Annotated in this window: 23 protein-coding genes and 2 pseudogenes; 12 read left to right on the plus strand and 13 right to left on the minus strand. The window is 42.6% G+C overall.

Annotated features, from left to right (window positions below; translation table 11 throughout):
* Positions 1–192 precede the first annotated feature (192 nt).
* The 4 genes and pseudogenes from IQ259_RS23050 to IQ259_RS23065 all read right to left on the minus strand — a co-directional run.
* A pseudogene (locus IQ259_RS23050) lies at positions 193–690 on the minus strand (ATP-binding protein); the annotation flags it as partial.
* A 423-nt stretch (positions 691–1,113) separates the two neighbouring features.
* Positions 1,114–1,899: a phosphonate ABC transporter, permease protein PhnE gene (gene phnE, locus IQ259_RS23055; RefSeq protein WP_193888354.1), complete on the minus strand. Its 786-nt coding sequence runs from the start codon at positions 1,897–1,899 to the stop codon at positions 1,114–1,116.
* On the minus strand, positions 1,893–2,621 hold the full coding sequence (locus IQ259_RS23060; protein ID WP_193888355.1) for a phosphonate ABC transporter ATP-binding protein: 729 nt from the start codon (positions 2,619–2,621) through the stop codon (positions 1,893–1,895). The genes phnE and IQ259_RS23060 overlap by 7 nt, the downstream gene beginning before the upstream one ends.
* 111 nt (positions 2,622–2,732) lie before the next feature.
* Positions 2,733–3,713, minus strand: a complete 981-nt coding sequence (locus IQ259_RS23065) for a phosphate/phosphite/phosphonate ABC transporter substrate-binding protein (protein ID WP_193888356.1) — start codon at positions 3,711–3,713, stop codon at positions 2,733–2,735.
* Positions 3,714–4,195: 482 nt separating this feature from the next.
* Here IQ259_RS23065 and IQ259_RS23070 point away from each other — a divergent pair, with 482 nt between their 5' ends.
* From IQ259_RS23070 to IQ259_RS23085, 4 genes are all read left to right on the plus strand, one after another.
* Entirely contained in the window at positions 4,196–4,618 is a 423-nt protein-coding gene (locus tag IQ259_RS23070) for a hypothetical protein (protein WP_193888357.1), read from the plus strand.
* 32 nt (positions 4,619–4,650) lie between these two features.
* Positions 4,651–4,812: a hypothetical protein gene (locus IQ259_RS23075; RefSeq protein WP_193888358.1), complete on the plus strand. Its 162-nt coding sequence runs from the start codon at positions 4,651–4,653 to the stop codon at positions 4,810–4,812.
* Positions 4,809–5,426, plus strand: coding sequence for a DapH/DapD/GlmU-related protein (locus IQ259_RS23080; protein WP_193888359.1), 618 nt, complete (start codon positions 4,809–4,811; stop codon positions 5,424–5,426). The genes IQ259_RS23075 and IQ259_RS23080 overlap by 4 nt, the downstream gene beginning before the upstream one ends.
* Before the next feature lie 224 nt (positions 5,427–5,650).
* Positions 5,651–6,121 carry a hypothetical protein gene (locus IQ259_RS23085; RefSeq protein WP_193888360.1) on the plus strand — a complete coding sequence of 157 codons (471 nt, stop codon included), beginning with the start codon at positions 5,651–5,653 and terminating at the stop codon, positions 6,119–6,121.
* 46 nt (positions 6,122–6,167) lie between these two features.
* On the opposite strand, the pseudogene IQ259_RS23090 reads toward IQ259_RS23085, so the two are convergent.
* Both IQ259_RS23090 and IQ259_RS23095 read right to left on the minus strand, forming a co-directional pair.
* A pseudogene (locus IQ259_RS23090) lies at positions 6,168–6,557 on the minus strand (RidA family protein); the annotation flags it as partial.
* Positions 6,558–6,640: 83 nt separating this feature from the next.
* A complete protein-coding gene (locus tag IQ259_RS23095; RefSeq protein WP_193888362.1) occupies positions 6,641–7,075 on the minus strand; it encodes an NUDIX hydrolase in 435 nt (144 codons plus the stop codon).
* 164 nt (positions 7,076–7,239) lie between these two features.
* Between IQ259_RS23095 and malQ the strand changes: the two genes are divergently transcribed.
* On the plus strand, positions 7,240–8,748 hold the full coding sequence (malQ, locus tag IQ259_RS23105) for a 4-alpha-glucanotransferase (RefSeq protein WP_193888363.1): 1,509 nt from the start codon (positions 7,240–7,242) through the stop codon (positions 8,746–8,748).
* 89 nt (positions 8,749–8,837) lie between these two features.
* On the opposite strand, the gene IQ259_RS23110 is transcribed toward malQ, so the two are convergent.
* Positions 8,838–9,656, minus strand: a complete 819-nt coding sequence (locus IQ259_RS23110) for a RodZ family helix-turn-helix domain-containing protein (protein WP_193888364.1) — start codon at positions 9,654–9,656, stop codon at positions 8,838–8,840.
* Positions 9,653–10,447, minus strand: coding sequence for a pseudouridine synthase (locus tag IQ259_RS23115; RefSeq protein WP_193888365.1), 795 nt, complete (start codon positions 10,445–10,447; stop codon positions 9,653–9,655). Before IQ259_RS23115 ends, IQ259_RS23110 begins: the two co-directional genes overlap by 4 nt.
* Before the next feature lie 140 nt (positions 10,448–10,587).
* On the opposite strand from IQ259_RS23115, the gene IQ259_RS23120 reads away from it, so the two are divergent.
* Positions 10,588–11,301: a DUF2993 domain-containing protein gene (locus IQ259_RS23120; RefSeq protein ID WP_193888366.1), complete on the plus strand. Its 714-nt coding sequence runs from the start codon at positions 10,588–10,590 to the stop codon at positions 11,299–11,301.
* A 31-nt stretch (positions 11,302–11,332) separates the two neighbouring features.
* On the opposite strand, the gene IQ259_RS23125 is transcribed toward IQ259_RS23120, so the two are convergent.
* The gene (locus tag IQ259_RS23125; RefSeq protein WP_193888367.1) at positions 11,333–12,217 is read right to left on the minus strand and encodes a phosphatidate cytidylyltransferase; all 885 of its coding nucleotides are present in this window, start codon (positions 12,215–12,217) and stop codon (positions 11,333–11,335) included.
* A gap of 79 nt (positions 12,218–12,296) precedes the next feature.
* Positions 12,297–12,899 (minus strand): precorrin-6Y C5,15-methyltransferase subunit CbiT, encoded by a 603-nt coding sequence (cbiT, locus tag IQ259_RS23130; RefSeq protein WP_193888368.1) that lies wholly within the window; start codon positions 12,897–12,899, stop codon positions 12,297–12,299.
* A 92-nt stretch (positions 12,900–12,991) separates the two neighbouring features.
* Here cbiT and IQ259_RS23135 point away from each other — a divergent pair, with 92 nt between their 5' ends.
* Both IQ259_RS23135 and tatA read left to right on the plus strand, forming a co-directional pair.
* Positions 12,992–14,389: a serine/threonine-protein kinase gene (locus IQ259_RS23135; RefSeq protein ID WP_193888369.1), complete on the plus strand. Its 1,398-nt coding sequence runs from the start codon at positions 12,992–12,994 to the stop codon at positions 14,387–14,389.
* Between the two features lie 96 nt (positions 14,390–14,485).
* A complete protein-coding gene (gene tatA / locus IQ259_RS23140) occupies positions 14,486–14,659 on the plus strand; it encodes a twin-arginine translocase TatA/TatE family subunit (RefSeq protein WP_193888370.1) in 174 nt (57 codons plus the stop codon).
* Between the two features lie 137 nt (positions 14,660–14,796).
* On the opposite strand, the gene cphA is transcribed toward tatA, so the two are convergent.
* Complete coding sequence (cphA, locus tag IQ259_RS23145; protein WP_193888376.1) at positions 14,797–17,508, minus strand: cyanophycin synthetase; 2,712 nt, start codon at positions 17,506–17,508, stop codon at positions 14,797–14,799.
* 173 nt (positions 17,509–17,681) lie between these two features.
* A complete protein-coding gene (locus IQ259_RS23150; protein ID WP_193888371.1) occupies positions 17,682–18,545 on the minus strand; it encodes a cyanophycinase in 864 nt (287 codons plus the stop codon).
* 727 nt (positions 18,546–19,272) lie between these two features.
* Between IQ259_RS23150 and trmD the strand changes: the two genes are divergently transcribed.
* The 4 genes from trmD (at position 19,273) to larB (ending at position 23,226) form a co-directional block, all read left to right on the plus strand.
* Positions 19,273–20,007, plus strand: a complete 735-nt coding sequence (gene trmD / locus IQ259_RS23155) for a tRNA (guanosine(37)-N1)-methyltransferase TrmD (protein WP_193888372.1) — start codon at positions 19,273–19,275, stop codon at positions 20,005–20,007.
* Between the two features lie 25 nt (positions 20,008–20,032).
* Positions 20,033–20,515 carry a 2-C-methyl-D-erythritol 2,4-cyclodiphosphate synthase gene (ispF, locus tag IQ259_RS23160; protein WP_193888373.1) on the plus strand — a complete coding sequence of 161 codons (483 nt, stop codon included), beginning with the start codon at positions 20,033–20,035 and terminating at the stop codon, positions 20,513–20,515.
* Between the two features lie 93 nt (positions 20,516–20,608).
* Positions 20,609–22,393, plus strand: a complete 1,785-nt coding sequence (locus tag IQ259_RS23165) for an ABC transporter substrate-binding protein (RefSeq protein WP_193888374.1) — start codon at positions 20,609–20,611, stop codon at positions 22,391–22,393.
* Positions 22,394–22,449: 56 nt separating this feature from the next.
* Positions 22,450–23,226: a nickel pincer cofactor biosynthesis protein LarB gene (larB, locus tag IQ259_RS23170; RefSeq protein WP_193888375.1), complete on the plus strand. Its 777-nt coding sequence runs from the start codon at positions 22,450–22,452 to the stop codon at positions 23,224–23,226.
* Here the strand turns inward: larB and IQ259_RS23175 are convergent.
* Positions 23,223–23,816: an Rpn family recombination-promoting nuclease/putative transposase gene (locus IQ259_RS23175; RefSeq protein WP_193888377.1), complete on the minus strand. Its 594-nt coding sequence runs from the start codon at positions 23,814–23,816 to the stop codon at positions 23,223–23,225. The genes larB and IQ259_RS23175 overlap by 4 nt on opposite strands.
* Between the last annotated feature and the right edge of the window lie 34 nt (positions 23,817–23,850).

Here is a 23,850-nt window from a genome sequence, read left to right on the forward strand (position 1 = left end):
TTACAGAAGAGAGCTTTTCTCACCTCACGGGCATCTGGGCGACTATCTATAAATTCTTGTAGTTCTGCGATGGCTACGCCCGCCGCAGGCATCGCAGGTTGTAGATGCTGATCTATCATTGTTTGTTTTTAGACAGATATATTCCTCCGTATTATCTCGTACACTTTTTCAGAAATCAAATATGATTCCTATATCTTTAGTTTTGGTAGTAATTTTAGCAATCCCCACAGATAATTCAGCCTCTACGCCAATATCTAGCGGTGTCTGCAAAAAATCAGCAATCTCTTTAAATAGATTTTGAAAATATCCAGGCTGGATGTTAATTGTGACTGCTTCTAGGCTTTGACTGACTTCCCGCGCGATCGCTAGTAAAATATCTGTAACATCAACATCCGCCATGTCCAATCCTTGGCTGGACTCGAAATACACTACATGATATCCCTGCTGCTCTAACTCTGCTTTCAGCTTTTGTAATTCCGTCGATTTCCCGCAACCTATATGTCCGGTAAACAACTGACAGGTTGGTTCATCGGGTGGGAGAAGTGTAATCGTGCGTTTTAATTCGTCAATAATCTTGCTACCCCGCACCTTAGAAAAATCAATATAATATTGTCTATCTTCCGGTTTGCTCACCATCAGAGTCTTGCTAGGGTTGCAAGCCTGAAAAAACCTCGTTAAATCCAGTTTCATTAGCAATCACCCGAAATCAGCCCGACATTACCGCTTATTCTTGTGATTATAGGGTTTTTAACCGTAGGTGTAAGCAAATGTACGCAAACTACTGAATTCTGAACTAGCACGGCTCAATTACAGTAATTAATTTTGCGTAGTTACTTATAGCAGTAGCCACATGAAAGGGAACAGGGAAATAAGCCACCCACTGGGGGTCTGGTTTCAACCTACCTTGCGATACAAGGACTTTTTCGCCCACAATTCCACTCGGTTTTGAACCTTTACTTTTTTGATAAATTAGGACATCAACAAATCACAAAACCCTTACTTCAAAGGGATTTTAACTCTGTCACCTATCACCCGTCACCTATCACCTATCACCGTTCGGCTGACGCTCACGGCGGAAGCCTGTCACCTATCACCTGCTATATATAGTGAAAGCTACATCGAATCTAAACGCTGGCGTAATTTACTACTAAAAGTATCAATCACGGTTACAACTACCAACAACACCAGCATCATGGTTGTGGCTTTGTTGTATTCAAAACCATCGATGTAACTCTTGAGTTGAAAGCCAATTCCGCCAGCACCAACTACACCCAAAACGGAAGCAGCGCGGATATTGTACTCAAACATCCACAAGGTATAACCTAATCCCAAAGGTAAGACTTGGGGTAGAATGCCGTACTGCACAATCTGAAATCTCGATGCGCCCATCACTTGCAAAGATTCTAGCGATCGCTCATTTACTGCTTCAATTGCTTGTTGATAAAACTTGGCTAAATAGCCAACTGTGTAAATTGCTAAGGCTAAAGTTCCTGCGGGTGCGCCTAAGCCAGTAGCGGCGACAAAAATCAACCCCAGAATGATGGAAGGGACGGAACGCACAGCGTTTTGCAATAAATTTGCTAACCATTGCAACCAACGAGGCGCGACATTACTAGCACTAGCTACAGCAATGGGTAAAGATAAAATTGCGCCGATGGTGGTTCCCCATAAAGACATCTGCACTGTTTCAATTAGTGCCTTAATTGCTATGTCTACAACTGTGGCATCAGGGGGAAATAAGCGCGTAACAAAATCGGTGATGTAAGGCCAACTAGATGTTACCAGTTCAAAATCGACTTTGATACCTTGCAAAGCCCAAGCATAAACTACGACAATAATTAACAGGATGAGTAGGGGACTGATCCAAGGGTAACTGCGGAGAATTTTTGGATTTAACATTTGGCAAATTGGGCTTGCAAGTTTTCACAAAGTCCGTCGTAAACAATGCGCCCAGCATCTAAGACGATCGCACGTTGGCCATATTTCGCGGCTATGCCTAAATCGTGCAGAACTGTCACAATTGTCATGCCTTGCTGGGTGTGTAATTCTGAGAGAGTTTCCATCACCTGTTGGCAGGCCACAACATCTAAGCCTGTGATCGGTTCATCGGCTAAGAGAATCTGCGGTGATTGAATTAAAGCACGGGCGATCGCTACTCGTTGTTGCTGTCCACCACTAAGTTGACTAGTTTTTTGATCAGCCTGTTCTTTTAAACCCAACTGCGCGAGTAAATCCATTGCTAAGTGGCGATCGCGTTTGGGAAATCCAAATAATGTCTGCCAAGTTGTCCTCATACCGAGTCTGCCGCACAATACATTATCAACGGCTGATAACTGCCGAATTAATCCGCCTCCCTGAAATAACATGCTGACATCGCGGCGAATTTGTGGCAGTGTGCGGGGTGTAACTGATATACCATTGATGTGAATTTCTCCCTTGGCGAGGGGAACTAATCCCACAAGCGATCGCAATAATGTCGATTTTCCCGCACCATTGAGTCCCAATAGAACAACAAACTCACCTTGTTTAATTTGGCAACTAATTCCATTCAGGATAGGACGATGCAAAGAGGCAGTATAAGCTGTTTCTAAGTTACGACATTCAATTACACAATTATTCATCCTATACATCGGTCATTATATTAACGGCTTCAGATCCCCGACTTCTTAAAGAAGTCGGGGATCTTCCTATTAACAATTAACAGTCTGTTTACTGATAACTGTTTTCTGAATTTAAGGTGCAATTCCAATCCGGGTAAGTGCCTCACGAATTGGTGCGAGGTGACGACTATGATCGACTCTCACCAATTCTGTGGAGTTGTATAAGTTGCGTAGTAGTTGGTTATTTTGTGATTGGTTTAACTTTAGTAGAGCGTTGATTAATCTTTCTCTGTCTTGGACTGGTACCTTATCATCAATGGCGATACCGTGGGCGGGGACACCAGAAATTCTATGCAGTACGCGTAACTGGCTTTTTTCTTCTGCGGTGATGTAGGGAGGAAATAGTGCATATTCTGAAACAACTGCTACATCAGCTTGGCCGCGAACTACAGCTTGCAAGGCTTTACTATAGTTACCACCATAAGCAACTTGACCAAAAAAACCATCTAGGCGATCGCGATCTTGAACAAATCCCTGCTTCACCAACTCACTCACCGGGAAAATAAACCCTGAACCAGAAGTCGGCGAAGTAAAGGCCATTCGCTTACCCCGCAGTTGTTCTAAAGTTGCTTTGGCATTATTTCTAGTTTTCAGAGCGCTATTGCTGGGGACAACAAATATTGAATTATAAGTGTATCTACCAGAGTAATTCTCCCGTACCTCAGCTAAGTAAACCTTAGCGTTTGCCAACTGTTCTGCTTTCAGCGCTGGGCGACTGCTGAGAAAAGCTACATCAGCACGATTTGCTCTCAAAGCTTCCACAGCAGCAGTATCATCACCAATCTGCGCTTTGACGGGAATCTTTAACTCGTTAGAGAGAAACTTTGCTACAGCATTGGCTTTACTTTGCAAGTCTGTAGAGTCAGAACGACTAGGAAAAATTAGTGTTAAATTTGTTAATCTTTTGGCTTGGGCAAGTAAGCGTGGCGCTTGTTGAATAGGAAGAGAATTAGCATTAGTTGTCTGCATTCCGCCAACAGTGCTGACTATTAAACCTGTCAGCGCTATAAATGCAGCACCAGCACCCAACAAGCCCTTTTTACTCACACTCATTTCTAACTCTCCGTTAGGAACTATTAGCAGTATTTTTGAAAATAAGTATCAACTATCTCAACAAATGAATCTAAAACTTTTAGGAATAAAAGTCAATATGAACTATGCGACTACATGTGAAAGATGAGACATAAATCTAACAACAGGTTATTAACTAGATAAATAAAGCTTTTGTGGATAAGTAGAAAGGTGCAAATAAACCGAACTATGTAACGGAAAGTAAAGTAGCTTGAAAAGCTCTTCCCTCCTGCCCCCTGCCTCCTGCCTTGTCATAACGACAATTTTTAACACCGACCTACTTAACGCCTCTGCGTTTAAAGAGTGCATTTAATCATAATTTTACGTAAGCAATTTAAAGCTCAACATTTATTCAAGTATTAAGTTTGATGCTGCGACTTAATCTTATAATCTTGAATTAAATTACCAGAGCAAAGTGCCGTTTGTCAGATATAACTGATAGTTAAAGCTTCACTTATTCATAAATGTCACCCATCCCTGATTGGCTTCCTACGGCTCTTACTATATTTTTCCCACTACTGACGATTTTTATATTGCGTTTTAACTGGAATCGCCTCGCCAAACACTACCCCACTTACGAACCACCACCAACACATTTCTGGCGGATGGAACATGGTTATGTGGGTTGGGTGTATTACAAAGGTACTTTAAATGTTGGTGTCAGTCGCCAAGGAATTTATTTGAGTATTTTTCCCTTGTTTAGATTTGGACTTCCATCTTTGTTAATTCCTTGGAGTGCGATTTGGAAAATTGAGCCTGCTAACAGTTTATTTGTGCAGCGTTTTCGGTTGCATTTAAGTACGCCAAATATCAAGCTGATAATTAGAAAAGAGGTTTTGGAACCAGCAAAGGAATATTTAGCAGCACAGGGGTTTGAGTGGATTTGATCAATAATTTTTGATTTGGTGCGATCGCCTATATGACTGCATCTCTATCTGCTGCGGACAGGTTAGCACTGATGTGTTTTTTTGCCATATTTACTACAACCTTGTATACACTTAATTTCAGTATTCTCAAAGCTGTAGAGCGATCGCTAATCATCAAGGGAATACTAAACAATAATATTTCAGCAAAGCCATGAAACAAATTAGCAATAAAATTACAAATAAATTGGAGCGAATATTAGTATCTTTAATCCCTCACATCGTCAAGTGGGAAGAATACTTGCAAACCAAAATTCGGCAATACAAACATCAAGAACTCAAGCGACAATTAAAATATGTGGGTTCCCGTGTTCGATTTAGAAATGACATTCAGATTGACCATCCGCAAAATGTTTCCCTCGGTAATAAAATCTACATTGGGATGAACGTTGTATTAGATGGTCGTGGTGGCATTACCATTGGTGACAACACTACAATCGGATTTAACGTTGTCATCTTATCTGCAAATCACGATTATCAAAGTAATGCTCTGCCTTACGAACACGATGTTTACATCCATAAACCTGTTGTGATTGGTTGCAACGTTTGGATTGGAGCAAATGTCTTAATTATCCCAGGTGTAGTCATTGGAGACGGAGCAATTATAGCAGCAGGTACAGTTGTAACTACTAATGTTGAACCTTTGGCAATTGTAGGCGGTCAACCTAGTAGAATCATCAAGTATAGAGATAAAGAACACTATGAACGCCTTGCGCTTGAGCAACTAAGCCAAACTGAAGTATCACCAGTTAATTCCAGTATTGAAAGTTAATACAGCGATAAATTCCGGAAACTGCTTGATCAAAGTTGGATCTATAGCAATCTTAGAGAATTTGCGAGAATCAAGAAACTTGGCTGTTCAAGTCTTGCAACCCACAAATTAAATTAGGATAGATAAATTTAGTGTGCATTGATTAACAGAAATTACAACCCCAATTTGTTGATCAATTACTAATAATCTTAATTCAACATTGATTATCAGTTTTCTTGGAAATCATGCAGGCATCTAAAAACAACAAAAGTGGATATTTAGCAGCAATTATCGGCAGTTTAATCGGCGCTATACCCCTTTTATATTTAGGTGGTTATTTAGGTATGGCCTATCTGAATAATTTTATGCCCAATGCTGAACTAGAAGGCATATTCCCACCTTTAATAGGTCAATTTCTCGGTTGGTGGATTGGAGAAGTGCTTGGATGTTGGCTGGCTTTGCGCTGGCAAAATTATCGCAAGGTAAATAAAACAGCTAAATTATTAGCAATGCTAACTCCTATTGGTATAATCCTCTGGGTAGTAATTTCTATTTTTGCTTTCCAGTTGCTCAACCGTAGTTTAAGTGACTTAGAAATTGTGCAATTGCAAAACCAATTGAGGCCGATATCAGTTTGTTTATTAATAATTGCTTTAGCATGGCTGGCAAGATTTTTAACAAAACCCCAGCCTCGTCATCGACACACTTACGAGTAGGCGAACAGATGAGTAGAGACGTTGCATTGCAACATCTCTAAAAAATTTAAACCACTGCGATGCAATCAATCTCTACCAATACATCTTTTGGCAAACGCGACACCTCAACACAAGCACGCGCCGGGGCTGTATCTTCAGGGAAGTATTTAGCATAAACCGAATTCACAGCAGCAAAATCATTCATATCAGCTAAAAATACAGTTGTCTTAACCACATCAGCAAAACTGGCTCCAGCCGCTTTCAAAATTGCTTCCAAATTTGCTATCACTTGCTCAGTTTGCTTTTTCACATCATCAGTATAGACAACATCACCGAGCCGGGGATCGATCGCAATTTGTCCAGCCACAAAGATCATTTGACCAGAAGCCGCGATCGCTTGATTATAAGGCCCCACTGGTGCAGGTGCTTGATCAGTATTAATAACTTGCTTACTCATCTTTCTTCCTTAGCGCTCTTTGCACGGCAGTTGCTACAAGTCGGCAGAGCCGCCCAACGCACTGCCTCGTCCTTTGCGGTTCGTTAAAACCCCAACCGTGGACGTATACCATAATGCCGATAATGCCAATAATCTCCCAAAATGCGATCATGGTCAAAACATAAATTACGCGGTACCCGCCAAGACTCAAAAATACCTATATTCTTAGCATCATCACCCGCCATTGGCTCTCCCGTCGCCGTTGCCAAAAATACCATACTAATCGTATGCTGACGGGGATCACGGCCAGGGTCAGAATATACCAAAAATTGTTCAATTAACTCCACCTGCAAACCTGTCTCCTCCTCTGCTTCCCGTCGTGCGGCTACTTCCACAGGTTCGCCATAATCCACAAAACCACCGGGAATTGCCCAACCAAATGGGGAATTAAGCCTTTCAATTAACACTATTGGCCGATGTGGTCGGTCAACCAATTCGATGATGATATCAACCGTCGGAGCAGGATTGCGGTAATTCATAATCAAGAGTCGTTAGTCATTAGTCATTAGTTATTAGATCACTAACCAAAGACAAATGACAAATGCTCAATAACAACAACTTCCTGTTCTGTGGTAGATTCAAGGCGATCGCGTAGCGTGTCATTGAGACAATTGCTGACATTTATAGTTGAAATTAAATAAATATGCCTTTTCCCAGATCCAGCGGCATTTTGCTGCATCCTACCTCTTTTCCCAGCCGATTTGGTGTTGGTGATTTAGGCTTAGAAGCCTACAAGTTTATTGATTTTCTTAGAGAAAGTTACCAGCAGTATTGGCAAGTTTTGCCCTTGGGGCCAACTGGTTATGGTAATTCTCCTTACGCTGCTTATTCAGCAATGGCGGGGAATCATTTGCTTATTAGTCCCGAAAAACTCCAAGAACAAGGTTTACTTGCTGAAGAAGACTTTGCTAACCTACCTGTATTTGACAATTCTCAGGTAGATTACGACAAAGTTATTCAAATAAAGACTGAACTGCTGAGAATAGCTTGCAAAAATTTTCAAGCCCAAGCAACCCCCATACAACAAACCGAATTTGCCGGTTTTTGCGACAGCAAAGCTTATTGGTTAGACGATTATGCCTTATTCATGGCGCTGAAAGATGCTCATGAGGGAACAAGTTGGCATACTTGGGAGCCGGAACTAGTCAAGCGGGAACCAGAAGCGATCGCCCAAGCAAAGCAACAGCTGAACGCGGAGATTTTTTATTACAAATTCATCCAATTTGAATTCTTCCGTGAGTGGTCGCAACTCAAGGCTTATGCCAATATGAGCGGTATTTCCATTATTGGCGATATTCCGATTTATGTAGCTCAAGATAGTGCAGATGTCTGGTCGCATCCTGACATCTTTTGTCTAGACGAAGAAACCAGAGAGCCGAAACTCATGGCGGGAGTTCCACCAGATTATTTTAGTGCTACTGGTCAATTATGGGGCAACCCAGTTTACGACTGGGAGGCATTACAAAAACAGAATTTTAAGTGGTGGATAGGTCGCTTTGAAGCAATGCTGGATTATTTAGATGTAATTCGCATTGACCACTTCCGAGGATTTGAAGCTTATTGGGCTGTTCCCCAAGGGGAAGAAACAGCGATTAATGGGGAGTGGATGAAAGCCCCCGGAGAAGAGTTATTTGATGTGATTAAAGACACTCTGGGCAAATTACCCGTATTAGCTGAAGATTTGGGAGTAATTACGCCAGAGGTAGAAGCACTGCGAGATAAGTATGAATTTCCGGGTATGAAGGTTCTGCACTTCGCCTTTGGCTCTGATCCCGGCAATCCTTTTTTACCATTCAATTACTCTCAAAATTTTGTAGTTTACACCGGGACTCATGATAATGACACAACCATCGGCTGGTTTGACAAAGCCAATGATTACGAAAAGCGGAACTTCCTACTTTATTTAGGTTGTATTAGTCCTGAAGGTGTAAATTGGGATTTAATTCGACTGGCTTTAAGTTCTGTTGCTAATCAAGCCATTATGCCATTGCAGGATGTTTTGGGACTGGGAACTGAGGCGCGGATGAATTTCCCTGGTTTGGCTGAAGGTAACTGGGGGTGGCGTTATCACTCAGAAGCATTGACTCAAGAGTTAGGCGATCGCTTAAAAACTCTCACCCAATTATACGGCCGCGCTCCCCAGCAAAAATGAGGGAACTGGGGCAGGGGGCAGGGAGCCAGGGAGAAATAAATCTTGCTATAAGTTTCTCCCCTCTGCCCCCTACTACCCTGCCTCTTCTTTCAAGATTGAGGCTTGGCCGCAGCAATCTTCACTTCTTCCGGTTTCCCCGGTTCGCCCATTTGTTTAGCTTCTTGCTGATTGACGCTCATCATCACACTACCAGCATTGTCAGTTTTCACTGTCAGCTGCTCTTGAGCTTTCCAAACGCGATGAGTTCCCTCTGGGAGAATACCCTCAAACTCAGTTTTGCCATCAGCAACTACACGAATCCAGGATGCTTCCTTTAAAGTCACACCAATCTGTACAGATTGATTTTTTTGATTGCCGCTCAGATTATCGCTAACAGATTGAGCTTCTGTATTCTCTTTTTGTTGATTTGGTGTTGGTTGTAAAACAGTTTCTGGTTGTGGCTGGCTTGCACTATTATTGGCGCTAAAGGCTTCACTATTCAGCACTTGAGACAAGCTGTTAACAGAGCAGCCAATAACAAATATGTACAGTAAGTAAAGATGAACCGGGCGTAATAAACCCATCGATCTATTTACCGGAGTAGCTGCTGTGGTAACAACTGTCTCAGAAGTAACAGGAAAAGATTTAGCAAATTCCGCTCCATTAAAACCTAAGGCATCGGCAAATTGTCTAATAAACCCCTGAATATAAACTGGTTCTGGTAAATCTTCCAAATTGCCTTCTTCAATCGCCTGTAATAGCCGCCGCGATATTTTGGTCAACGCAACCATTTCTTCTAGAGATAAACTCTGCTCTTGACGAGCCGCCCAAAGTTGAGCGCCTATTTCTCTCAACTTTTCTGCTCTTTGTTGTTCTAAAGTCGGTGCTGGCTGCTCATTATCTTTTCTTTTAAACTTAAACCACTTCATGCTTCTGTTACACTCCTAACCTCAGCTGAATCTTTAATAGGTAATTGCTTGATGCACTTTTGCAAAAAGCGAATTTCTTCATCCCTAAGAGAACGATACTGACCCTCACGTAAGCAGGGTTCCTTGGGCTTTTTTAATTGAATTGAGCCTATAGCCGTTCGATGTAATTTAATAACTGGATGTCCCAAAATTTCGGCTACACGCCGAATTTGGCGATTTCTACCCTCCTTTAAAACGATTTCTAAACAGCTGTTTTCCGTAAAACTTTCTATAAGATTTACTTGAGCAGGCAGTGTTTTTCTTCCATCTAACATCACACCCTGACACCACTTTTTTATTACGGCTTGGGAGGGATGGCCTTTGACCACAACACGATAAGTTTTAGGAATACTATGACGTGGGTGGGTGAGTCCAAATGTCAGTTCTCCATCGTTTGTGAGAATCAATGCTCCTGTAGACTCCGCATCTAGACGACCAACGGGATGAATACCTAAACCTGCACGTAACTCCTTGGGTAGTAAATCCAAAACTGTCTTTCTTCCCTGGGGATCGGCGCAAGTCGAAACTACTCCTGGTGGTTTGTGCAACAACAAATATATTAAAGACGGGCGCTCTGCGGCAGAAATTAACTTGCCATCAATGGCGATCGCATCTTTTTTTGGATCAACTTTTTGACCCAAATTTGCCGATACCCCATTTACCTGGATGCGCGACTGCCGAATCATTTCTTCAGCTTCCCGGCGTGAGGCAATACCTAACTGAGCTATAGCTTTCTGTAACCTGACCTCCATGTAGAAATTACTTATTCTTTATTCAAGCTTTAAATAATAATAATATTTGCATTTTGTGCTGAATAGCCATAAATGTTACATTTAAGACTTGTTTCAGTTTAGTCAGTTGTTGAGCTAATACTCATCAACAGAATAGTTACATGCCTGAAAAAAATTCCCAAGCAAAAGGTGCAAATAAGATACGAATTATTACTAACGTACTCACAACAGCAGTCAAACTCTGGTTAAGAGCGCAAGTGAGTCATTTATCCCAGTTAGAGGTGGATATTAAAGCGAGCGATCGCCAACTTCTCTCTGGTCGTATTCCTTGGGTTTCTATTTCTGCAAGCGATGCAGTTTATCACGGCCTCCATATTACACGAATTCAACTCTTAGCGGAGAATATTCAGATCAACATCGGCGCAGTACTGAAAGGCCAGCCCTTACGACTGTTAGCAACAGTACCAGTAGTTGGCGAACTAATCGTAGATGAGAAGGATCTCAACAGTTCCCTCTCATCTGAACTATTATCGACTGCTTTAAATGAAGTACTGGTTAAATTTTTACCAGAACACTGCCTAAAATCCAAGCCAGTTGCTTGGCAAAAAATTATTCTGGAGAATCATCGAATAATCCTGGGTGCTATCCTAGCATGTCCAAGTGAAAATACACCCCTGGAAATCTCTTTAGGTTTAAATTTACTCAGTAGTCAGGAATTGCAATTATCAAATATTCAAGTCTTAGAAAATGGATCGCCGCTGATCGAAGGTAATCATGATTACAATCTATATCTCGGCTCTGATGTCGATATCCAAGAACTGAGCATGATCCCCGCTCAGTTGGTGTGTCGTGGCAAGATTAATGTCAATCCGTGAAAAAGTATGAAGTGTGAAATTCCTTCTGCCTTCACCTAATCAACGGCAATAAAAGTGTGACGAAATAGTAAACCAATGGGGCTGTGAAGATATAACTGTCGGTACGATCTAAAATGCCACCATGACCGGGGATCAACTGCCCCGAATCTTTCACCCCAGCATCGCGCTTAAGCATAGATTCAGTCAAATCGCCTAAAAGACTAGCAATCCCAATCAGTAAACCCAGTGCTGTGCCAGTGAAGAGAAATTTGGGTAACTGAAGATAATAGGCTCCGGCGATCGCCACAACGACACTAGCTGCAATCCCAAAGGCTGCACCTTCGACGGTTTTTTTCGGGCTGATGTCTGACAACCGGGTTTTTCCAAAGAATTTACCGATAATATAAGCGCCGATGTCAGCTGCCCAAATACATAAAAACGCCAGGATTGTAAAAGTGAAACCTTGTGGTAAAGCAGCCAAGTTTTTCTGGTCTAAAATCTCAGCCCAAGCATTAGGCCAGTAACCACCTAAAGGCAAATTACTCACGGCTGCACTACCAATCCCCCGTAACCTTACCCAATAACTCGACAGGTAAGCTACATAAAATAGCCCCATAATCGAAGCAGAAATATCGGCGATCGTGGCCATTTTTGGCTGAAATAGCAAGTAAAAACAAATTACAGTCCCACCAAGAGGCAGTACAGCATCAGCTAAACTGCCGTCTACTGTACAAATAATCAGCAACATTTGGCTGACAAATATGGTGGTTTTCGCAGCGGGGACAATGCCTCTAGCCTGCACTAAATTAAAATATTCCAGTTGACCTAAAAATACACTTACCGCAATCACAATAGTGAAGTACCAACCCCCCAAGAGGGTTGCTACCAAAGCAAGGGCGATCGCAATAATTCCACTAATAATTCGAGACCAAGGCATAGAAGTAAGTATGAAGTGTGAAGTATGAAGTATAAAGTGTGAATTTCAGACTTCAGCCTTCATACTTCATCCTTTAGATTTAGTCTAGTTTCTCACCACTCAGGATAAAAATGGGATCAACTGCTGTAAAAGTCTGAGAAAACCCTCGTGTCTCTAGACGATTGACAGCAGACTGAACGACTTCAATATTTCTGGCTTGCAACTGCGAAAAGCTTTGAGAAACAGCATACAGACTTTCTAGATTACCAGCTGTGGCCACTACTCGCCCTGATGGTGGCAAATAATCCCATACTGCTTGCAAAATATCTTGGATAGGTCGTCCGCCTTCAATGCAAACGCGATGAGGTGCTGCTTTAATCTCATGCAAACATTCTGGGGCGCTACCTTCTAGAACTTCCACATTTTTTACCTCAAAGCGATCGCAGTTAAGCTTGATCAGGTTAGCTACTTCTTCATCTCGTTCTACAGCAATAATCTTACCCTTGGGACACAGCAATCCGACTTCTACGGGAATTGTACCTGTTCCTGCACCAATGTCCCATAATACTGAATCTGGTTTTAGTCGTAGTTGGGAAATCAACAACAGTCGCACTTCTCGTTGGCTGAAGGGAATTCCCGGCAAATGTTCAAATAATTCGTCGGGAATACCAGGGGTGATGAAAGGCCAATGTTGGGAGGGCATAGAGATACACATTTATACTAAAGGTATCAGCTTGTCTCATTAGACAGGCTATAAACTATCAAAAGTTTTGCGATGTAGCATCATAAGCAATCATGATCACTGAGCAAATATTAGGCGAACGCTACGAAATTCAACAGCAGTTGGGGAAAAAGGCAGGGCGGCGGACGTTTGTTGCTCGTGATTTAGTAACTCAACAATTAGTCATTATTAAGTTACTCTCTTTTAATAGTGACTTTGAATGGGATGATCTCAAGTTATTTGAGCGTGAAGCCGAAACTTTAAAATCTTTGTCACATCCTGCTATTCCTCGCTATTTAGACTATTTTGAGGTAAATTCACCTAGCGTCAAAGGATTTGCTTTAGTACAGACTTATATCCCCGCCCAAACATTAGAGCAATACTTACAATCTGGACGGACTTTTACAGAAGTTGAAGTTAAACAGATAGCCACAGGAATTTTAGAGATTTTGATTTATCTGCACGGGTTAAATCCACCTGTGATCCATCGTGATATTAAGCCTAGCAATATTTTATTAGGGGAACGCTCTGGTAATAGTGTCGGCCAACTCTATTTGGTAGATTTTGGTTCAGTGCAAACAATCTTGGCGGTAGAAGGGGGAACGCGGACAGTTGTGGGAACCTACGGTTATATGCCACCAGAACAATTTGGTGGGCGCACAGTTCCAGCATCTGACATTTACAGTTTGGGTGCAACTTTAATATATTTAGTGACTGGTACTCACCCGGCTGATTTGCCCCAAAAAGATTTTCGGATTCAATTTGAGCCAGCAGTTAATCTCAGTTATAGTTTGGTTCGGACTTTAAAGTGGATGATAGAACCCAGCCTAGACAGGCGCTTGAGTTCGGCACATGCAGCACTGGAAGCTTTAAATGATGCACAGCAACCAGGAGTAATATCTTTAACTAATAGCAAACCTGCTGGGAGTAAAATTCAACTAACCAAAAATTGGGATGCACTAGAAATTAGCATTCCACCAAGTGGTTTTAAACCATCGATGCTATTTACAGGTGCATTTGCGATCGCTTGGAATTCATTTATTTTATTTTGGACAATCAGCGCTCTTGTTGCTCCTTTTCCGATGAATGTTCCCTTCGTTTTGTTCTCACTGCCTTTTTGGAGTGCTGGCTTGGTGATGATCTGGGGTTTGATATTCGGTTTATTTGGCAGTCTTCGATTACAAATAGATCACCAGGAAATTACCTTTAAGCGTGATTTATTGGGTTGGACATTCTATAAACCTCAGCGATCGCTAAGGCAAAATATCAGTAAGATAGTTTACATTCCCCAGCATTTTATTAAAGATGGCGAGGGCAATCGAACTACAGTTCCGGCACAATTAGATATTTGGGTAGGAGTCAAAAAATATCCGTTAGGTGGTAGCGCGGGGATAGTCTTATCAGAAGCAGAACTAGGATGGTTAGCTCATGAATTAAGTGATTGGTTAGGTATGGAAATTACACAAGCATAAGTATTTCTAGCGGGAACAAAATGAGGATGTTGTTTCACAACTTCTCTGTACACCGTCAGTTTATAGTTATGTACAGATAGTGGAGAAAAAACTTATATGTTTGGACTTGGATGGCCGGAAGTAGGTGTAATTGCCATAGTGGCGCTGTTGATATTTGGCCCTAAAAAAATTCCTGAATTGGGAAACGCACTAGGTAAGACTCTACGAGGTTTCAAGGAAGAATTGAACACTCCTAATGATGAAACGAGTTCAGAAAAAGAACAGAAATAGTCAACTCGAATTACTAATTCGTAATTAAGCCAATTGCATTAGCGTCAGCGATCGCACAACCCAATAAATCTAGTAAAAATATAAAGGCGCGAAATCTTCGCGCCTTTATTAAAGAAAAAAGAATTGTTGTCTTTAGATTAAAACAGCGTGTTAATCACCGAAGAAGGTGACACCCCATTTTGATTTTGGTTGTCTGTGGCGGTCGTGGGAGAGCTTTGGAGAGGAACTTCTTCCTTAACTAGACCACGCACTCTAATTAACTTAATAGCGCGGTTGACACTCTCTGGCAAGATCACTACCAGACCATTTTCTGGAGCCATATCCAAAGCTTTGTTAATTGCTTGGGTTTCGTCCAAAATTGCCTCGTAGCGGGCATCGGGTTTGACTTGAGTAATACCCTTGATAATTAATTCCGAAGCTGATCCCCGTGGTCTGCCGCGGGTATCATCATCTTCTTTAACGATGATGTAGTCAAAAATATCTGCGGCTAGTTTACCCAAGGTAACAAAATCTTCGTCACGGCGATCGCCAGGGCCGCCAACTACCCCAATTCTTTGTCCGGTGTTCCAGTTGCGGACAAATGCACCGACAGCTTCGTAACTGGCTGGGTTGTGGGCGTAGTCTACTAAAGCGTGGAAGGTTCCTAAGTTAAATAGGTTCATCCGTCCTGGTGTTTGGCTTACAGAAGCACGGAATGTCCTTAAGCCACCGCGAATCTGCTCAATGGTGACATTTTGGACAAAGGCTGCCAAGCTTGCCGCTAAGGCGTTGGCAATCATAAACGGTGCGCGTCCGCCCATTGTCAAAGGTATCTGTTCGGCTCTTTCGATGCGGTGTGTCCAGTCGCCTTTGACAATTGACAGATAGCCGTTTTCGTAGACTGCGGCTACTCCTCCTTTTTGGATGTGCAGGCGCACTAATTCTGAGTCGGGGTTCATGGTGAAGTAGGCAATGTTAGCCTTGGTTTTCTCTGCCATGGCCGCCACCCGGTGATCGTCAGCATTAAGTACGGCATAGCCATCAGGGTATACGGCCTCTGCAACTACACTCTTAAGGTTAGCTAACTGATCGATAGTATCAATATCACCTATACCCAAATGGTCGGCAGCTACATTCAGTACTACACCGACATTAGCAGCTTCAAATCCTAAGCCTGAACGAAGAATGCCGCCACGAGCGCTTTCTAATACAGCTACTTCTACAGTCGGATCTTGCAGGATCACATGAGCGCTTTGCGGGCCTGTGTTGTCTCCCGCTTCTACTAAGTAATCACCAATATAAGTTCCATCTGTAGTTGTATAACCTACTACTTTACCCGTTTGTTTATAAATATGTGCCAGTAATCGGGTAGTGGTAGTTTTACCATTTGTACCTGTGATACTGAGGATGGGAATACGGCTAGACTGTTCGTTGGGGAACAGCATATCCATAACTGCACCAGCGACGTTGCGAGGAATACCCACACTGGGGGCAACGTGCATCCGAAAACCAGGAGCAGCGTTGACTTCCACAATTACCCCATCTACTTCCCTCAAGGGGCGGCTAATATCTGTGGTGACAATATCCAAGCCAGCAATATCTAAACCGATGATCTTGACTACTCTTTGTGCCAGCCAAAGGTTCTCAGGATGAATTTCATCAGTCCGGTCTACGGCAATGCCACCTGTACTGAGGTTAGCTGTTGCCCGCAGGTAACAAATTGTCCCCTTAGGTAGTACACTATTGAGGGTATGACCTTGCCGTTCTAGTAGTTGGTAACTAGTCCGGTCTAGTTCAATCTTGGTCAGAACCTTATCGTGTCCGTCACCACGATTCGGGTCTTTGTTAGTTTCTTCAATCAGTTCGGCGATTGTTAATCTGCCATCACCAACCACATGAGCCGGAACGCGTTCGGCTACTGCTACTAATTTGCCATCTACCACGAGTACCCGATGATCGCGCCCTACGTAATACCGCTCAATAATGATTGATCGGGAAACCTGTCTAGCAGCTTCATAGGCTGCTTCTGCTTCTTCCCAATTTCTAATATCAATGGTGATGCCACGTCCGTGATTACCATCAAGTGGCTTAATGACGATGGGATAGCCACCTACGTATTCAATAGCTTCTTCTAAATCGTCCAAAAAGTTGATGACTGTACCCCTAGGTACTGGGACACCAGCTGCTGCTAAGATGCGCTTTGTGGCTTCTTTATCACAAGCTAGTTCCACTCCCAGAATGCCAGTTTTATCTGTCATCGTTGCCTGCATCCGCTTTTGATTCACACCGTAGCCCAGCTGAATCAAAAAGCGCGCTCCCAGTTGCATCCAGGGAATTCCTCTTTTTTCTGCTTCTTTGATAATTGCTTCTGTAGAGGGGCCTAAGGAAGCATCACGCCAGAAGTCTTTCAGGTCTTGGATATCTTGTTCTAGTTCTGCCTTGGGATAGCGGCCACGGTCTACAATGCTTTGGCACAGCCTGACTGCGGCTCTGCCTGCGTAGCGTCCGGCTTCCTCGTTCAGGTATTCTATTACTACCTGATAAATTCCGGGGGTGGAAGTTTCACGAGTGCGACCGAAGCCTACGTGCATTCCAGCTAGTTCCTGGAGTTCTAAGGCTACATGTTCCACAATATGGCCCATCATGGTACCTTCTCGTACTCGCATTAGAAAACCACCACGACAGCCAGGCGAACAATAATGACCCTCCAGACTTGGCAGCGCCTCAACTAATCCTTCATAAAATCCAGGAATTTCATTTGAGGGCGTCTCGGCAAGGTTCTCTAAATCGAGGCGCATGACGATCAGTTTGTGGCGTCGAATGCTCCAGTAGTTTGGGCCGCGTAAGGTCTGGATCTTGAGGATTCTCATGGGAATAGGTAGATGGAGATTCGGAACCAAAATTCTAGTTTCTTACTGGAATTGACCGCTAAACTGTTTACCATGAACAGTTTTTTCTGTTTACATGGTATTCCGTTAATTTTTTCTACCGCCAGAAATAAATACGCGATCAGCTTCAGTGTAACCTCGGATACTCTATCCCGTCAGCTGGAGATGCGGTGTACAGCAGGCAATACAGTCCGCTGGTACAGGTGGAAGCGATCGCCATAGCTGAGGATATGCAGACGTAAATTATGCAATGTCAATGGTTCATTAGCACCAACATGGGGTTCGTTGGTGTGGGTAACTTCAGTCGGGTCAACAATAGTGACACTACCTTTGCCCATGACTTGCAACCAACCATCACGTTCAAATACAGCACAGGTATCTTCATCGATACCAATTCCCAGCCTATCTGGGTGAGCAGATATTGCACTAATCAGACGACCCATGCGATTGCGGTTGTGAAAGTGTTGGTCAACAATAACTTCAGGAATAAACCCTAAACCTGTTGCCATATCGACTAAAGAGCGATTTGGTGTTTCGCCACTACCGCCACCAGCAATCATGTGATGCCCCATTACTGCCGCGCCAGCACTAGTGCCAGCTAAAGTTAACTGTCCTCCTCTCACTCGCTGACGGATAATTTCCATCGCTGGCGTGTCTGCCAATACGCCACAAAGGCGCAGTTGGTCTCCTCCTGTAAGAAATACCCCGCTACACGCCTCTAGAGATGTCTTGATCTGGGAGGATTCACACTGTTCCCGCTCACGAATGTCTAAGATTTCAACTTTTTCAGCACCCATCTCCTCAAAAATACGAATGTACCGACCACCGATGATAGCGGGTTCGCGGGAGGCTGATGGAACAATTGTAATATAAGCCTTACTAGCACCAGCACGACCGAAAAAAGTTCTTAGGATTTCGCGCCCATGAACTTTGTCTTCAGCGCCTCCGATGACCATAACAGCGGTTTTAGTTGCTTGGGGTGTCCTCATTTCCAGCGATTTAGCTTTCAATTGCTGCATTTTGTTTCTCCTGTCAACAACTTCAGGAGCCATTGCGTTGGACGGGTTTGCCGGCTTGTAGCAAATGGCGTGTGAATTTAACAAGGTTCAGTATCCTAAATGCTTTTGGCATTTTGCTTTCTTGAGAGGACACTTCTTAGAAGTTGCAAGGGACAATTTTTGCCACTTTAGCTTCTTGCTTGACGTACAGGAGGTGTTTATTCTCATGTGTCCGTTGTACCTTTCTCAAAGCCAGCGCCTTGTTGTTCAACTGTCCACGTTTCCAGACTGGCAGAATGTTTTCTAGTACTTAGGGTTCTTTTGAAAATTTGGGAACCAAGTTTCCTCTCTGGGGTTGGGTGTGAGCAGGTTTTAACACGCTGTTTCTGAGTCTGGCTCGGTGCATCCTGAAAGTTGTTAACTTTAGTCAGATTATTAATTTAAATGTAGTTGTGACAATATTTAAACATAAATTAAGCAATTAGAAAAACTTTGGTTGGCACTAAAAATCAATAGTTCTAGTACTTTTAGATACTATTGATTAAGCTTATCTGTAGTTGTAACCTACATTTGCTTCTTATGTTTACTCTTGCCTATTGCAGCGTGGTAAAAATAACTATCCAGTTAAATCAGCATTAAGAAGCTTGTGGAATAAAATCTTTTACCCATTAGCTTCGGCCTTCTACCTCCTGATGTGCTTGTACTAAACATTCAATTTTAAGATTAGTGTTTTTGAATACGAATTACTGTGCGCTTTGATATAGTTACACTTTTTCCTGATTGTTTTACCTCAGTTCTCAGTTCTGGGCTGTTGGGTAAAGCTTTAGCCAAACAAATTGCCCAAGTGAATTTGATCAATCCCAGAGACTTCACAACTGACAAACACCGGAAGGTGGATGATGAACCCTACGGAGGTGGCGTGGGGATGCTGATGAAGCCAGAACCTATATTCGACGCGGTGGAGTCACTACCTTGTTTACCTCGAAGAGAGATAATTTTAATGAGTCCCCAAGGTCAAACAATCAACCAACCTCTGTTACGGGAATTGGCAACCAATTATGACCAACTGGTAGTCATCTGTGGACATTATGAAGGGGTAGATGAGCGAGTGCAACATTTAGTAACAAGGGAAGTTTCTTTAGGAGATTTTATTCTCACTGGTGGAGAAATCCCCGCAATGGCTTTAATTAATGGCGTGGTGCGTCTTTTACCGGGAACTGTAGGCAAAGTGGAGTCTCTGAAAGCCGAAAGTTTTGAAGAAGGGTTGCTAGATTATCCTCAGTATACTCGTCCTGCTAATTTTCGCGGCTGGAAAGTGCCAGATGTCTTACTCTCTGGGAATCATGCAGCGATCGCTCGTTGGCGATATGAACAACAAATTAAACGCACAGGCGATCGCCGTCCCGATTTACTGGAAAAATGGCAAGAGGAGAAGAGGCAGGGGGGCAGGGGGGCAGAGGAGCAGAGGAGCAGGGAAGAATAACCGTTGAGACTATTGGCTATTGAGTATGAACATACGAATTGGTAACGGCTACGATATTCATAGATTGGTGAGCGATCGCGCTTTAATTTTAGGTGGGGTTCAAATTCCTCACGAATTAGGTTTACTAGGACATAGTGACGCTGATGTATTAACTCACGCCATTATGGATGCCATGCTGGGAGCTTTGTCCTTAGGCGACATTGGCCATTATTTTCCACCGAGCGATCCCCAATGGGCAGGCGCAGATAGTTTGATACTGTTAACTCAAGTACATCAGTTAATTCGGGAGCAAGGTTGGCACATAGGCAACATTGACTCAGTAGTAGTCGCAGAACGCCCAAAATTAAAACCGCACATTGAAAAGATGCGAGAGAAACTAGCCATTGTTTTAGAATTACAACCAAATCAAATTGGCATTAAAGCTACCACCAATGAAAAACTCGGCCCAGTAGGACGAGAAGAAGGCATCTGCGCTTATGCTGTAGTCTTACTCGTAGCTGCTAATTAACCTAATTTCAGTTCAGCATTTGAGTATGACAATCATAAAAACAAATCAAATATTATTTAGTGCAAAAATTCAGTATTGGTGTATCTAAAAACTATGCAATTTTTTAGTAACATTCTTCCTACGATTAAACGTTACTGGCTACCAATAATTTTGTCTTCATTGACAGCAGTTACACTTGCAGCTTGCAACCCTTCTAACTTTAAAAGTTCGGCTGCTCAAGTACCCCAATTAGTAAGTAGTATTCTCAGTGATCCCAAAACATTTAATTATGCACTCAGTCAAGAATCACCAAATATTTTTGGCTTGACTTATGAAGGGTTGATTAACCAAAATCCAATCACCGGAAAAGTTGAGCCAGCATTAGCAGAATCTTGGCAAATTTCTGAAGACAAACTAAAGTTTACTTTTACTTTACGCAAGAACTTAAAATGGTCTGATGGTCAACCACTGACAGCAGATGATGTTGTATTTACTTACAACGATATTTATTTCAATGAAGCAGTTCCTACAGATGTTAAAGATGCCTTCAGAATTGGAACTAGTCGGAAGTTGCCTACTGTCCGAAAAATCGATGAACGTCGGGTGGAATTTACTTTACCAGAACCATTTAGACCTTTTTTACTAAATACAAGTACTTATATATTACCTGCCCATGCACTGCAAAAATCAGTCGAACAGAAAGATACAGAAGGGAAGCCGACGTTTTTAGCAAAGTGGGGTGTTGATACTCCTGCTGAAGAAATTATCGTCAACGGCACTTACAAACTTGAGCGTTATGACACTAGTCAGCGTGTAGTATTTCAGCGCAATCCTTACTACTGGCGTAAAGATTCTCAAGGCCAATCTCAGCCTTATATAGAACGTTTAGTTTGGCAAATTGTCGAAAATACAGATACTTCTTTATTGCAATTTCGTTCTGGTGGGTTAGATACTGTGGGTATTACACCCGATTACTTTTCCTTGTTAAAGGTACAAGAAAAGCAGGGAAACTTCAAAATTTATGGTGATGAACCTACGACTAGTACTAGCTTTGTGCTGTTTAATTTGAATAAAGGTAAAAGAAATGGCAAGTCATTAGTAGAACCAATAAAATCACGTTGGTTTAATACAATAGAATTTAGGCAAGCAGTTGCTTATGCTATTGATCGCCAAACAATGATTAACAATACTTTTCGTGGGTTGGGAAAACCACAAGACTCACCAATTACGGTTCAGAGTCCTTATTATCTTTCACCAGAAGAAGGGCTAAAAACCTACAATTACAATCCCGAAAAAGCCAAACAATTGCTAATCAAAGCTGGATTTAAATATAACCAACAAGGACAGTTATTAGATGCTGAAGGTAATCGCGTTCGCTTCACATTACTCACCAATTCTGGGAATAAAATCCGGGAAGCAATGGGAGCGCAGATTAAACAAGACTTGAGTAAAATCGGGATGCAGGTTGATTTTACTCCAATCGCATGGAGTACTTATACAGATAAGCTTTCTAATACTTTAGACTGGGAAGCTTCTTTATTAGGTTTGACTGGCGGTTTAGAACCAAATGATGGGGCTAATGTCTGGTCTCCTGAAGGTGGATTGCATATGTTTAATCAAAAACCCCAACCTGGGCAAAAACCGATTGAGGGTTGGGAAGTATCTCCTTGGGAAGCAGAAATTGGTAAACTTTATATCCAAGCTACTCAAGAATTTGATGAAGCAAAAGTTAAACAAATTTATGGCAAAACTCAGCAGATTACCCAAGAAAATCTGCCCTTTATTTATTTAGTGAATCCATTATCAATGACAGCAGTACGCGATCGCTTTGAAGGTATTAAATATTCTCCCATTGCTGGGGCATTTTGGAATATTCATGAAATCAAAATTACAAAATAGTCCATAGTCAATTAGGATTGCATAGCTGTAAGCGAGTTACAAATGACCATTGATACATGACAAATAACAAAACTTTGCGATCGCTCCTAGAAGCAGTTGCCAATGGTAAAGTGAGCCTGGATACTGCCTTAGACTCTCTCAAAAACTTAGCCTATGAACCTGTAGGTGAGTTTGCCAAAATTGACCACCATCGCGCCCTCAGAACCGGTTTCCCAGAAGTAATTTGGGGTCCGGGTAAAACCCCTGAACAAATTGCCCAAATTATCGAGGTGATGCGTCAACGTAACCTGGTGGTGATGGCTACTCGCATCGAACCATCAGTTTATAGGGTATTGCAATCAAAAGTCCGGGGTTTGCAATACTACGAGTTAGCAAGAATTTGCGCCATTACCCCCCCAACTATCGAACCGCAGTTCCCCGGGGAGATTGGAATTCTCTCAGCTGGTACTGCTGACTTACCTGTAGCGGAAGAAGCAGCAGTTACAGCAGAACTTTCAGGTTTTCGCGTTCAGCGTCTTTGGGATGTGGGTGTGGCGGGTATTCACCGCTTGCTGAGTAACCGCCACCTGATTGAGTCAGCATCGGTGCTAATTGTTGTAGCGGGGATGGAAGGCGCTTTACCCAGCGTGGTTGCAGGTTTGGCAGATTGTCCTGTGATTGCTGTTCCTACTAGCATTGGCTATGGTGCAAGTTTTGGCGGTTTAGCACCTCTATTGACAATGCTTAACTCTTGTGCAACTGGTGTCGGAGTAGTGAATATTGATAACGGTTTTGGTGCAGCTATGTTGGCGGGGCAAATTTTGCGGACAGCTGCAAAATTGAAACAGAATTAATTTTCTGAATTGTCAACTGCTGTCAGCTTGAGTTGCTGAATCTGTTCAGCCGACAACCCAGTAACCTTCACTACCATTTCTACAGATAAACCCTCCCGTAGAAGATTAATCGCCACCTGACGAACACCTTCTTCAATACCTATAGCTCGACCTTCAGCCCGACCTTCGGCTCGACCTTCATCCATGAGTGCTTGATAAGTTACTGACTCCTGCATAAGTTCCCTCCGCAGCAACTGTTGAATAATATCTTTATTCAATACTAACCCAGCGAGAATGAACGCTGATGCGGCTATATTACTTTGTGTACGCTGATCATTAATTTGCGAGATTTTTTGAGCGACTTGTCGCAGCGTCTCAGTGGGATTACTAGCTTGGCTTAAAACCGCAAAGGGGAGTAATCCTGGGGATTGGAAAAAGTTATCTGTCGGTTGTTCCCAAAGGCGAATCACTTGGAAGCGATGGAAAGTGTCTTCTAGTGTAAATGTTGTTTGCTGTATCCCTCTTCTGTCACTTTCCGAGTATTCTGAATAAAAGGATGAAAAGAAAAAACTCTGGAAGGAAAGTAGGGCAATGGATGTAGAATTACAAATTCTTAAACATTTGGCAAGAGATCCTCATCCAACA

This window comes from Fortiea sp. LEGE XX443 (assembly GCF_015206815.1).
Classification (GTDB): Bacteria; Cyanobacteriota; Cyanobacteriia; order Cyanobacteriales; family Nostocaceae; genus Nostoc_B.